Genomic DNA, 12,624 nt, shown 5'->3' with positions numbered 1-12,624 from the left:
TCGGTGCCCGGCCTTAGCTTGCTTCCCTGCAAGCGTGCCGCCCCTTAAGACCAATGCCAGTCAGTGAACGCTGACTGGCATTTTTTTGCTGGGAGCCACGCACAAAACCGCTGCACAAAGCTAAATCCATGCATAGGCCCGCCTGAGCAAGGCGTAGTGTGTACCTAGGTTAGTAGCCGATGCGCAACGCTTGGTTGCCGTTATCGAGAGCGGCAAGTGCAAGGCTATGGAAGGCCAATGGGCGCGGGGCCGAATGGACGGTTCAGGTCAAGCTAAATGGCCGAATGGGTTGCCTTATGGCCTTTTGTGACTACGCTGTACTATACGCTGGCCGGATTCAACGGGTGGCTTCCCCTATTTAGGAAGCTAGGTGTGGCCTGTGACTCGGCGGCAACAGCAGCTGGGAGGTATCTGCATGCACCGCATGGTTATCGTTGTTTGGGCCTGGCTTTGCCTGGCAGGTACCGTGCAGGCAGGGGAAGTGTTGCGTATCTTTACGTGGCAAGGCTATGTGACAGTAGATGACCTGGCCCAGGTTAATCGGCTGCTGCAGGAGCGAAACCTGGATGTGCGCGCAGAGATCATCCAGCCTTTTGCGGTGGGCCCAGAGCAGATGTTTGAAGTCATGCGCTGGCATCAAGCTGACCTTAGTTTCTTCACGCTTAACTACATTCAGATGCAGGAAGGGCGAGGAGCCCGTCTGCTTCAAGCTATTGATACACGTCGCATACCTAACTTCGCTCGTGTAAGACCCGAACTGGCTGACTTGCCCATGGGAAAGGCAGGCGAAAAGTTGTTGTATGTGCCTTTTGGCGGCGGGGCATACGGCATCTGGGCCAATATGGACAAGCTCAAGCCAGAAGAGTTGCCTCGTCGCCTGAACGAGCTCTTGGATGAGCGCTGGAGAGGCAAGATCTCGCTGACCAGTGGTCAGGTGCAACCGAATGTTGCGCTGGCCTATATGGCTGTCGGCGAGCCCCCTTTTCTGCTGGACAGCTTGGTGCAGTCCAACAGCAGGCACCAAGCAAAGCTGCAACTACTGGACAGCCCGGCTAAACGTTTCCTGGATGCGCTCTACCAGCAGGTGAGTACATTCTGGACTGTTGCACCGCAGTTTTCGGCGCAAGATCTGCTGGTGGCAAGCTATGGGCCCGAGATCGCCCGTCAGCGTAGCCTAGGCAGGCATTGGGTTCTGGTACCGTTCGAGGAAGGCAATACTGTCTGGTTGGATACCATGAACATCGCGCGCGAAGTCTCTGGCGCCAAGCTGGAAGCGGCCTATGTCTTCATCGACTACATGTTGTCAGATGCGGTGCAACGCGGTGTGGTTGAGCGACTTAGTATGGTGGCGGTGACAAAGACAGTGAAGAATCCCTTGCTGGATGGCAACCCAGATTTCTTCCGGCAGGACCGCTTCTGGCCTCCTTATGCCAAGTTGTCGGACAACTTGATGAAGGCCATGTCAGACCAAGCCATGCGTAGCCGAAGGCGTGAAGACTCCCCAGTGGTGAGGCATGTTCCCGTTCCGACACCATCCTCCGGCCACGAAGTACGCCATGATCGTGGTCAGTAAGTGGTTATGTTCCAGTAGCAATACATTGCGTACTAATTCAATCCCCGCACCTACTGGCCGTTTGCGTAGCTGAACCGCAACAGACCACTTCTCTTTGCCACCACGCTGGCATCTGTACTCCCCCGTTCCATGACCCTGTAAGCCTTGCTGTATCAGGCTTGCTTATTTTTTGTTCTATTTATGCCATCCGGCTGCATCGGCTTGGAATATAGAAAATCGGATTGACATTCTTCATAACTACGTCATATTTTCGTGAATACCAGATTAGAACCACAAGCGACCAATTTGAGATGTTTGAGTAATACCGGTCTTATGTGGTGGTATGGCTGTACTTTGCATTGCCTGGCGGTGAGGGGCGATGGCAAACGATAACCGAGCCGGGCGAAGCATCCGGTTACCTCACCTTACTTCCAACTCTCGGATGGAGTTAACCGCATGAACCGTACCCAAAGCTTGGCCCGTCGCTTCGCGTTGCGTTCTGTCACCGTCAGCCTGGCTACCGCCGGGTTGCTGTATGCCCCGAATGTGCTGGCTGCTACCTGCGCCGCTCCATGGGCCGAAGGCAATACCTACGCCACCAATACCCTGGCCTCGTATACCAGCAAGAATTACAAGGCGCTGCAGACCCATACCGCCCACGTGGGCGCCAACTGGAATCCTGCCTCGACGCCGACCCTGTGGGGCTTCGTCGAGAACTGCAGCGGCACCCCTACGCCGACACCTACCCCAACTCCAACTCCAACTCCAACTCCAACTCCAACTCCAACTCCAACTCCAACTCCAACTCCAACTCCAACTCCAACTCCAACTCCAACTCCAACTCCAACTCCAACGCCGACCCCCACACCGACTCCTACACCGACTCCTACACCGACTCCTACACCGACACCGGTAAGTTGCTTTGTCGCCTGGAATGCCAGCACGGCCTACACCACCGGCCAGCGCGTGACTTACAACGGCCGCAACTACGAGGCCAAGTGGTGGACCATGGGTGAGGCACCGTCTGCCAATACCGGCAGTGGCAAGCCCTGGACAGACCTGAACGCTTGCACCACGCCCACCCCGACGCCAACGCCCACCCCGACGCCAACGCCGACGCCAACGCCGACACCGACACCGACCCCGACGCCAACCCCGACGCCAACCCCGACGCCAACCCCGACGCCAACCCCAACGCCAACCCCAACGCCAACCCCAACGCCAACCCCGACGCCAACCCCCACCGCACGTCAGGTCGGGTCGTATTTTGCGCAATGGGGTATCTATGGGCGTAACTACCAGGTCAAGAATATCGAGACCTCGGGCTCGGCAGCCAAGCTGACCTTCCTCAACTATGCCTTCGGCAATGTCTACCAGAAGAACGGTGGTTACGAGTGCGATATCCAGTACCGCACCGAGTCGGGCAATGGGGATGGCGGCGATCCATTTGCCGATTACAGCAAGTCCTTCGACGCCGCTACCTCGGTTGATGGTGTTGCCGACAAATGGGATAGCCCGCTGCGGGGCAACTTTGGCCAGATCAAGCGGCTCAAGGCCAAGTATCCCGGTATCAAGGCCTTTATCTCGCTAGGTGGCTGGTCGTGGTCCAAGTGGTTCTCGGCAGCATCGGCCAACGATACGCTGCGCAAGCAACTGGTGAAGAGCTGTGTGGACGTCTACATCAAGGGCAATCTGCCGGTCTATGACGGTGCGGGCGGTACGGGTGTAGCAGCCGGGCTGTTTGATGGCATCGATATCGATTGGGAATTCCCGGGCGTGCAGGGCTTTGGCTACAACACCGTCAGCCCGGCCGACAAGCAGAACTTCACCTTGCTGCTGAAGGAGTTCCGTACCCAGCTGAATGCGCTGACGGCCACTACCGGCAAGCCGTACAAGCTGACGGTGGCCATAGGTGCAGGCAAGGACAAGATAGACATGACCGAGCCGGCCCTCTACAGCCAGCATCTGGACTGGATCAACCTGATGTCCTACGACTTCCACGGCGGCTGGGATGCCAAGGGACCGACGGACTTCCATTCTCACCTGAGCAATGACCCGGCCAGCCCCAATGCACAGACTACCCTGGGTGCCAGCTACAACATCGAGGGGGCGGTGAACAGCCTGCTCGCTGCAGGTGCGCCTGCGGGCAAGATCGTGATTGGCATCCCGTTCTATGGCCGGGGCTGGACCGGCGTGACCAATGCCAACAACGGCCTCTACCAAGCGGCTACCGGTGCGGCACGTGGTACCTACGAGGCGGGTATAGAGGACTACAAGGTGCTGAAGAACGCACCCGGTAATGTCTATGTCCACCCGGTGACCAAGCAGTCGTGGAAGTTTGACGGTACCAACTTCTGGTCCTACGACACCCCTGATGTCATCCAGACCAAGATCGACTACGTCAAGGCCAAGGGTTTGGGCGGCATGATGAGCTGGTCGCTGGATGGGGATACAGCCAATGGTGAACTGATGACCAAGATGAGCACAGTCAGGTAAGGCTGGCTGGATAGGGCGGGGCACCGTTGCTGCAAGGAGCACGGTGCTCCGCCCCATCTGGCGGTATGCACCCTTAGAACCTGGGTAGGATGGCAAGCGAGGACGAAATGGAAGTACGACGCGTAGACCACGAATGGCGCCGCTGGATAGCGGAAAACCTGTTGCTGGAGAGCAGCCCGGCCGTGCTGCTGCAGACCATGGTGGACAACGGGATCAGCCCCGAGGAGGCAGGCCGCGAACTGGAGGCGGCCATCAGCAGCCCCTATCTGGCGGGTGCTGCCCGCCTGCGCAACCGTCTGAAAAAGCGCACCTGGCCGCTGGACATACAGCGCAAGCTCAATAGCTTGGACAGCCGCACCCACGAGGTACCCCGTCGACACCAGATCAGCGGCGATGCCTTCTTCAAGGAGTTCTACGCGCTCAATCGTCCCGTCATCATCACCGGCATGATGGACGACTGGCCCGCCATGTCGCGCTGGCATTTTGGCTATCTGCGCGAGCGCTTTGGCGAACGCGAGGTGGAGGTGCAGTTTGGGCGCAATCAGGACGCCAATTACGAAGTGAACCAGCCCAAACACAAGCGCAGTATGCGCTTTGCCGATTATGTGGACTTGGTGCAGAACAGCGGCCAGACCAATGATTTCTACATGACCGCCAACAATAGCGGCCGTAACAAGGAAGCCCTGGCTGAGCTATGGGATGACGTGGTGCAACTGCCCGCTTACCTGGATGGCAAGCCAGGCAATGGCTTTTTCTGGTTTGGCCCGCGCGGTACCCGCACGCCTTTCCATCATGATCTCACCAACAACTTCATGGCACAGGTGATGGGGCGCAAGCGCATACGGCTGGTGCCCGCAGTGGAGCTGGGGCAGATCTACAACGACCTGCATTGCTATACCCCGGTTGATGGCGCCGATATCGATTACCAGCGCTTTCCGTTGATGCGCGATGCCCAGGTACTGGATGTGGAGCTGGCGCCCGGCGAGATTTTGTTCCTGCCGGTGGGCTGCTGGCATTACGTCGAAGGCCTGAGCCCCAGCATCACCATGTCGTTTACCAATTTCCGCTGGGACAACGATTTCTCCAGTTTCTACGACAGCTACCACGGCGTTTGAGCCCGGCTGTCGCTCGCCAGGCAAGGCGGGCTTCATTACATTAAGACGGAGCGTGACCATGACAACACCCCGTAAGCCTTTCTTCGGCATGAATGCCGTCACCCTGGGCTTGGCTGCAGCCGGCCTGCTGCACGCGCCTGCGGCGTGGGCTGCGAGCTGCGCTGCCGGCTGGGTTGAGGGCAATACTTATGCGGCCAACAGCCAAGCCAGCTATCAGGGCAGGAACTACACCGCACTGCAGACCCATACTGCCTTTGTGGGCGCCAACTGGAACCCGGCGGCATCGCCGACCCTGTGGCGGTTCAACGAGAACTGCAACAGTACGCCAACGCCGACGCCGACGCCGACGCCGACGCCGACACCGACACCGACACCGACACCGACGCCAACACCAACACCAACACCAACACCAACACCAACACCAACACCAACACCGGTGGGCTGCCATGCGGCCTGGAGTGCCGCGACAGCCTATACTAACGGTCAGCGTGTGACCTATGGTGGGCGTAACTACGAAGCCAAGTGGTGGACCATGGGGGAGGCGCCGGCCGCCAATACGGGCAGCGGCAAGCCCTGGGCAGACCTTAGTGCTTGTGGGACACCGACGCCCACCCCGACACCGACGCCGACGCCGACGCCAACGCCAACGCCAACGCCAACGCCAACGCCAACGCCAACGCCAACGCCAACGCCAACGCCAACGCCCACCCCGGCCGCCTACAAGCCACAGGTCCGCTTGATTGCTGCCCCGTCAGCGTATCCCACCGAAGCGCAGTTTGGCGCTGCCGAGCAGGCACTTGCCGGCCAGGCGGGCGCTGATGCGCAGGCGCTTGCCCGTATCCGAGCGGCGCTCAGGGTCAGGGCGGACAGCGAGGTGAACCTGGTGGTGCCCGGCCGTGCGGCCAACCCCGATAATGTGAAACGGATAGAGCAGCTACTGGGCCAGGCGCGGTTTGACCAGTTGTTCCCGGTACGCCATATCAACTACACCTATACGAATTTCCTGCGTGGGGCGGCCAAGTTCCCCGCCTATTGCGACAACTACAGCGATGGCCGCAATGCCGATGCCATCTGCCGCAAGCTGCTGGCGACCTCGTTTGCCCATTTTACCCAGGAGACCGGCGCCAACTGGCCAGCGCTGACCCCGGCAACAGCCCGGACCTATAGCGAGCACAACAACCCGGTATTGGCCGCAATGCCACAGAACGAAGCCATACCCACCTATAAGCAGGCACTGTGGTATCTGCGAGAGTCGGGCTATAGCGAAGGGTCGGCAGTGGGCGCTTACCAGGATTGCTTCCGAGGCGCGGGCAGCTCCATTTTCTCCATCTTCTACCCCTGCGCGCAGGATGCGCAGAACCGCAACATTGACTACTTTGGCCGAGGTTCCAAGCAGCTTTCGTGGAACTATAACTACGGGCCATTCAGCAAGTCGCTCTACGGCGATGCCGATGTGCTGCTCGATAATCCAGGGCGTGTGGCGGATAGCTGGCTGAACTTTGCTTCCGCCATCTGGTTCGCGGTCTACCCGCAATCACCCAAGCCGCCCATGACCTGGGTGGTTGATGGCACCTGGGTGCCCAACGCAGTGGACCTGGCCAACAATATGAAACCGGGATTTGGTGCCACGGTCTTCATCATCAATGGCGGTATCGAGTGCGGCGGTGGCGGTGCCGAGAAGCAGCAGGTGGTCAACCGTATCGCCGCCTACCGTGAGTTTGCCCGTGAGCTGGGTGTAGCCATCCCCGCCGAGGAGCCGCTGGGCTGCGCTGCCATGCGTGGTTTCCAGGCAGGCTCGGCCGCTGCGACCAAGACCTATCTCGACAAGGATTGGGGCTATAACCCCAACAACCCGGGCGGGGTCAGCTGGGCCTGCAAGCTGGTGGATTACCAGATGCCCTTCAGCCTGGCTAATGCAGGTGACTATAAGCAATGCGTAGATTATATGTTCCGAGGGCAGGTATTCTGGAATGGTACCAAGGTGATAGACAATACCCGCTGAAATCAGCGGTACTGTGAGCTGAAATGGCATGCCTGGTGGCATGCCATTTTTTTGTTCTGATGGCGGATAGCGTCATATTGCAATAGTGCCGCTAGGGTGGCTCGTCTAAGCCAAAGCCTTCATTCCAATGGCTGACGTCCAGGGGGTAGGTTGCTATTGAGAATCCCTCGATCCCCTGCCTGAAACCCGGTTGATCCTTCAGGCGTGCAATGGCAGTTTCGTCCTGGCGTGACGAACTGAATATGCCGATCGGCTGGCGTTGTGTCACCGTATTCATCGTCTTTGTGGGTGTGCCAAACCAGCTATACGCTGTGGAGTTGGTGCATAAAATTCTCTGCACTGGGTTGGTGTATGCAGTCATGTTGTTGCAGATTGGCAGCATGATATTGATTTATTTGGATTTTCTATCGGCCGCCTGCCGTAGTTTAAGGGCGTTGCAATGTCTGCGCTACATAAATTTCATCATGAAAAGCTATGAGGTTTCATGAGTTGATCATTTAAATTTCTTACCCTATTTGGGTGTGTGAATGGCCTGAGAATACAAGTTGGATTAGCATCGGTTAATGATGTGTTTTTCTATGGTGGAAGTGCTGTAAATATAAGCAGTTACAGCGGGATTTAAACCGGGATTGTGAGGGTTTTCTTGCTTGGATTTTGTTGGGTGTCAATACCACTTTGGCGTTTGCGGCAATGCATGCAGTCAGGTATGGGATTAATGGTTGAATTGCTGCTTTGCATCAATTTGTAGTCATTTTTTCTGCACTACATTTATAGGTTTTTTATTTTAAATGGAGAGATAAAACATTTTGTATTTGTCATAGCATGATGGCGGCCTCGGTCTGGGCCTGAGTAGCCAGCGTAGCGATTCAGGCAGAAAGGGTAGCGTCCTTTGCATAAGGAGTGGCGAGGTCGAATGGGTTTACCTGCCCACTTTGTTTCCAACATCAAGCACGGAGCAAACAACACCATGCAATCCCTTTGCAAGCCAAACCGGCGCTATGCCTTGCGCGCTGTCAGTCTTAGCCTCGCTACGGCAGGCCTGCTGTATGCCCCCCAGGCCATGGCGGCCAATTGCGCCACAGCATGGGCCGAGGGCAGCACCTATATGGTGAACACGCCGGCCTCTTACCTGAGCAAGAACTACAAGGCACTGCAGACCCATACGGCCCATGTGGGCGCCAACTGGAACCCGGCATCGACGCCTACCCTGTGGGGTTTTGTAGAGAACTGCAGCAGTACGCCGACACCAACGCCGACACCGACACCGACACCGACACCGACACCGACACCGACACCGACACCGACACCGACACCGACACCGACACCAACACCAACACCAACACCAACACCAACACCAACACCAACACCAACACCAACACCAACACCAACGCCCGAGACCTGCTACATCGCCTGGAGTGCCGGGGTGGCCTATACCGGCGGCCAGCGGGTGACCTATGCCGGGCGCAACTACGAGGCCAAGTGGTGGACCATGGGCGAGGTGCCCGCGTCCAATACCGGGGCCGGCAAGCCATGGACTGACCTGAGCGCCTGCGGAACCCCGACACCGACACCGACCCCAACTCCCACGCCAACGCCAACGCCAACGCCAACGCCAACGCCGACACCGACACCAACGCCGACACCCACACCCACACCCACACCCACACCCACACCCACACCCACCTTCCCGGATGAGGCCTGCCGCCCCGATGGACTGGTACGGGTGGCGCAGGTGAACGTGCCCTACTGCCTGGCGTACGACAACCAAGGCCGGGAAAAACTGGCCAATGGCAACAAGCGGCGCATCATCGGCTACTTCACCAGCTGGCGTACCGGCAAGAACGGCCAGGCGGCCTATCTGGCCAAGGATATTCCCTGGACCAAGCTGACCCATATCAACTACGCCTTTGCCCATGTCGATGGCAGCAACAAGGTCTCGGTCAACGAGACGGTGGCAGGCAACGAAGCAACCGGCATGGAATGGCCCGGTGTGGCAGGTGCTGAGATGGATAGCTCGCTGAGCTACAAGGGGCATCTCAACCTGCTGACCAAGTACAAGAAGCTCAACCCCGGTGTGAAGACCCTGGTGTCGATAGGCGGCTGGGCCGAGACTGGCGGCTACTTTGGCAGCGATGGCAACCGCGTTGCCTCGGGCGGCTTCTACAGCATGACCACCCATGCCGATGGCAGCATCAATACGGCTGGTATCAATACCTTTGCCGACTCGGTGGTGGGCTTTCTGCGCAAGTATGGCTTTGATGGGGCGGATATCGATTACGAGTACCCCACCACCATGAGCAAGGCCGGCAACCCGCTGGACTGGGGCATTTCGGAGCCCAGGCTGAAGGGCCTGCAGGCGTCCTACCGCGAGTTGCTCAAGGTGCTGCGCAAGAAGCTCGACGAGGCTTCGGCAGCGGACGGCAGGTACTATCAGCTGACCATTGCCTCACCCTCGTCCGGCTATCTGCTACGCGGCATGGAAACCTTCCAGGGCGTGCAGTATCTCGATTTCGTCAACATGATGACCTATGACCTGCACGGTGCCTGGAACGAGTTTGTCGGCCCCAATGCCGCGCTGTTTGACGATGGCAAGGATGCCGAACTGGCCAAGTGGGGCGTCTACACCGCCAGCCAGTACGGCGGCATAGGCTATCTCAACACCGACTGGGCCTACCGTTACTTCCGTGGCGCCTTGCCGGCTGGCCGCATCAATGTCGGGGTGCCTTACTACACCCGAGGCTGGAAGGGTGTCACTGGCGGCAGCAATGGTCTGTGGGGCACTTCGCCCAAGTCCAGCAACTGTGGCCCAGGCCTGACCGAGTGCGGTACCGGCGCCACGGGCATCGACAACCTCTGGCACGATCTGGACGCACAAGGCCGCGAGATGGGCGCGGGCTCCAACCCCATGTGGCACGCCAAGAACCTGGAGAACGGCATCGCCGGCAGCTATCTTGGCGTCTACGGCCTCAGCGGCAGCGATCTGGTGGGCAGCTACAGCCGCCACTACGATGCCACCCTGGTGGCGCCGTGGCTGTGGAATGCCCAGAAGAAGGTGTTCCTGTCGACCGAGGACGAGCAATCAATGGCTCGCAAGGCACAGTGGATAGTCGACAACGGCATAGGCGGGGCGATGTTCTGGGAGCTGGCGGGCGACTATGCCTACGATGGCATCAAGAAGGAGTACTACATCGGCCAGACACTCACGTCCACCTTGCACAACAGCTTCAAGTCGGCAACGGCCTATGGCAACAAACGCGCCAAGCAGACCGTGCCAGCCGAGGCGCTGAACCTGCAGTTCGATGTGGTGGACTTCAAGCTGGGTGACCAGAACTACCCGCTCAACCCCAAGCTGCGTATCACCAACAAGGGTAGCGCAGCCTTGCCGGGCGGTGCCCAGATCGAGTTCCAATACCCGGTGGCCGCGCCCAACAATATGGCCGATCAGTCGGGGGCTGGGCTCAAGGTGGTGGCATCGGAGCATACCGGCAGCAATGTGGGAGGTTTCAAGGGCGATTTCCATACGGCGCAGTTCAAGCTGCCCGCCTGGCAGTCGGTGGCACCTGGGCAGTCGGTGGACATCACCCTGAACTACTACCTGCCCATCACCGGGCCGTCCAACTATGTCATCACGGTGGGTAGCAAGCGTTTTGCCATCAAGCAGGAGTATCCCAACCTGCCGGTGGGCAATCTGCCTTGATCGTGTGCTGACCTGACAGCACAGCGGGCCATCAGGCCTGCTGTGCTTTTTCCTTCAACCCGCAAGATGGCTAACCCGGCGGGCGCGAGAGGGCGAAAAGGCTTTGAACAGGCTCTAAACTGGGGCCATGCCTCATTCGGTTTATCAAGTCATTCATCTGCATGCTGCCGCCCCCGCCAAACCGGCCTGGGGCGAGCCTTGCAACGGCTGTGGCGTCTGTTGCGCGGCCGAGCCCTGCCCGGTGGGGCAGCGCATGTTTGGTATGCGGCAGGGGGCTTGCCCGGCCTTGGTCTGGCAGGCGCAAGCAGGCCGTTATGGATGTGGCCTGTTGCTGCAACCAGGCCAGTATCTGCCTTATCTGCCCACGCCCTTGCACGGCCTGGCCCGCCGTTGGTTTGCCCGGCGCATCGCGGCGGGGCAGGGGTGTGATTCCGATGCGGAGGTCGGTGATCAGGCGCCCTGAGTAGGGCCGGGTACGGTATCGCAGTAGTAGGTCATGCGCTTGCGCGGATTGAGGTAGGTAAACACCTGCTGGGGCAACTGCCCCGGGCGTATGCTCTTGATGATGGTGAGCTCGGCCTCGCTCTCCAGATCGAGGATGATGGCCTCGTGCTTGGGTACGCTGGGGTCGTAGATCAGCACCGTGGGTTTGAGCGGTTTGCTGGAGTTCACCGCCATGACCAGCCCCAGCGCATTATTGGAGAGCTGCACCAGGGTACCGGGCGGGTAAACGCCCATGCAGCGGATGAAGATGCCCAGGGCCTGTGCCTCGAAACGAGCACGCTGCTGGCCGAACATGGTGGCCAGCGCTTCATAGGGCGTGAGCGAGTCGCGGGGATTGGGGCGGTTGCAGAGGTTGTCATACTCATTGACGATGGCCACCAGGCGCGACAACGGCAATATGCCTTCGCCGCGCAAGGCATGGGGGTAGCCGCTGCCGTCCACGCATTCATGGTGCTGGAACACGATGGCCAGGGCCTCTGGCGTCAGGCCCAGCTTCTTGCCTATCTCCAGTCCGTAATGGGTATGCCGCATCATCAGATCCTGCTCGCTGGGGCTGAGCGCATCGGTCTTCTGCAGCAACTGGCTGGGTAGCTCCATCTTGCCGATATCGTGGAACAGCGCCCCCATGCCGATCTCGGTCAGTTGCTCCCTGTCCATGTGCAGCTGCTTGCCCAGCATCATGGCCAGTACGGCGACATTGAGCTGGTGGAAATACACTTCCTCGCCGCCCAGCTTGTCGTTCATCAGGTGGATGGCGATATCGCGATCGGTGAGCATGGAATCCACCAGGCTGCTGATCAGCTCGGCGGCTTCTGCCATGGATTCGCCTGGGCGGGCGAACAGGTTGCGGGTAATGGTCTTGAGTGCCCGTGCGGCCCCCTGGAATTTGCGTTCGCATTCATTGAGGGCGGTGCGGTGCTGGGTGAGTTTTTCCACCCTGACCCGCTTGGCGACGATGGCAGCGTCCTGGGCCTCTCGCTGGGCAGCGGGAACGGCCGGTTCGGGTTCGGTCGGGGCGGGCAGGGGTTGCACATCGCTGCGTTTGACGTCGATGCGTATGCGCTCCAGCCCCAAGGAGCGCAATGTGTCGATCTGCTCCTGCTTGGTGATCTTGAACTGGTTGAAGGTAAATGGATGCGACAGCCAGTCGAGCTCCAACCTGACATACAGGCCAAGCCGCAATTGCGCAGGAACGATATACGTAGGTTGGCTGGTGCTGGTGTCTGTCATGGTGGCGATGCCGGTGGACTTAAGCAGT

The 12,624-nt window shown here is 59.1% G+C and carries 9 protein-coding genes and 1 pseudogene; 9 read left to right on the top strand and 1 reads right to left on the bottom strand.

Features of this window, described 5'->3' with window-relative positions; all coding sequences use genetic code 11:
• The first annotated feature begins 226 nt into the window (after positions 1-226).
• From QWZ03_RS20940 to QWZ03_RS00970, 9 genes and pseudogenes are all read left to right on the top strand, one after another.
• On the top strand, positions 227-310 hold the full coding sequence (locus tag QWZ03_RS20940) for a hypothetical protein (RefSeq protein WP_373322313.1): 84 nt from the start codon (positions 227-229) through the stop codon (positions 308-310).
• Between the two features lie 105 nt (positions 311-415).
• Positions 416-1,573 (top strand): ABC transporter substrate-binding protein, encoded by a 1,158-nt coding sequence (locus QWZ03_RS01000; protein ID WP_290331022.1) that lies wholly within the window; start codon positions 416-418, stop codon positions 1,571-1,573.
• A gap of 435 nt (positions 1,574-2,008) precedes the next feature.
• Positions 2,009-2,194: pseudogene (locus QWZ03_RS20935) on the top strand (hypothetical protein); the annotation flags it as partial.
• Positions 2,195-2,250: 56 nt separating this feature from the next.
• Positions 2,251-2,568, top strand: coding sequence for a hypothetical protein (locus QWZ03_RS20930; RefSeq protein WP_290331021.1), 318 nt, complete (start codon positions 2,251-2,253; stop codon positions 2,566-2,568).
• Entirely contained in the window at positions 2,519-4,048 is a 1,530-nt protein-coding gene (locus QWZ03_RS00990; protein WP_290331019.1) for a glycosyl hydrolase family 18 protein, read from the top strand. The genes QWZ03_RS20930 and QWZ03_RS00990 overlap by 50 nt, the downstream gene beginning before the upstream one ends.
• A 107-nt stretch (positions 4,049-4,155) precedes the next feature.
• Positions 4,156-5,163: a cupin-like domain-containing protein gene (locus QWZ03_RS00985; protein WP_290331018.1), complete on the top strand. Its 1,008-nt coding sequence runs from the start codon at positions 4,156-4,158 to the stop codon at positions 5,161-5,163.
• A gap of 58 nt (positions 5,164-5,221) precedes the next feature.
• Positions 5,222-7,165: a glycoside hydrolase family 19 protein gene (locus QWZ03_RS00980; RefSeq protein ID WP_290331017.1), complete on the top strand. Its 1,944-nt coding sequence runs from the start codon at positions 5,222-5,224 to the stop codon at positions 7,163-7,165.
• 967 nt (positions 7,166-8,132) lie between these two features.
• A complete protein-coding gene (locus QWZ03_RS00975) occupies positions 8,133-10,862 on the top strand; it encodes a chitinase C-terminal domain-containing protein (RefSeq protein ID WP_290331016.1) in 2,730 nt (909 codons plus the stop codon).
• Positions 10,863-10,989: 127 nt separating this feature from the next.
• Complete coding sequence (locus tag QWZ03_RS00970; protein WP_290331015.1) at positions 10,990-11,325, top strand: hypothetical protein; 336 nt, start codon at positions 10,990-10,992, stop codon at positions 11,323-11,325.
• On the opposite strand, the gene QWZ03_RS00965 is transcribed toward QWZ03_RS00970, so the two are convergent.
• Positions 11,313-12,596 (bottom strand): HD-GYP domain-containing protein, encoded by a 1,284-nt coding sequence (locus QWZ03_RS00965; RefSeq protein ID WP_290331014.1) that lies wholly within the window; start codon positions 12,594-12,596, stop codon positions 11,313-11,315. The genes QWZ03_RS00970 and QWZ03_RS00965 overlap by 13 nt on opposite strands.
• Positions 12,597-12,624 lie beyond the last annotated feature (28 nt).

Source organism: Chitinimonas viridis (assembly GCF_030409555.1).
Classification (GTDB): Bacteria; Pseudomonadota; Gammaproteobacteria; order Burkholderiales; family Chitinimonadaceae; genus Chitinimonas; species Chitinimonas viridis.
This window is presented reverse-complemented; position numbering and strand designations above follow the sequence as displayed.

What these genes read in the sequence shown, in the direction of transcription:
- QWZ03_RS00985 (WP_290331018.1), top strand. Translation starts at nt 4,156, where the DNA reads ATGGAAGTACGACGCGTAGACCACGAATGGCGCCGCTGGATAGCGGAA.
- QWZ03_RS01000 (WP_290331022.1), top strand. Translation starts at nt 416, where the DNA reads ATGCACCGCATGGTTATCGTTGTTTGGGCCTGGCTTTGCCTGGCAGGT.
- QWZ03_RS20940 (WP_373322313.1), top strand. Translation starts at nt 227, where the DNA reads ATGGAAGGCCAATGGGCGCGGGGCCGAATGGACGGTTCAGGTCAAGCT.
- QWZ03_RS00965 (WP_290331014.1), bottom strand. Translation starts at nt 12,596, where the DNA reads ATGACAGACACCAGCACCAGCCAACCTACGTATATCGTTCCTGCGCAA.
- QWZ03_RS00975 (WP_290331016.1), top strand. Translation starts at nt 8,133, where the DNA reads ATGCAATCCCTTTGCAAGCCAAACCGGCGCTATGCCTTGCGCGCTGTC.
- QWZ03_RS00970 (WP_290331015.1), top strand. Translation starts at nt 10,990, where the DNA reads ATGCCTCATTCGGTTTATCAAGTCATTCATCTGCATGCTGCCGCCCCC.
- QWZ03_RS00980 (WP_290331017.1), top strand. Translation starts at nt 5,222, where the DNA reads ATGACAACACCCCGTAAGCCTTTCTTCGGCATGAATGCCGTCACCCTG.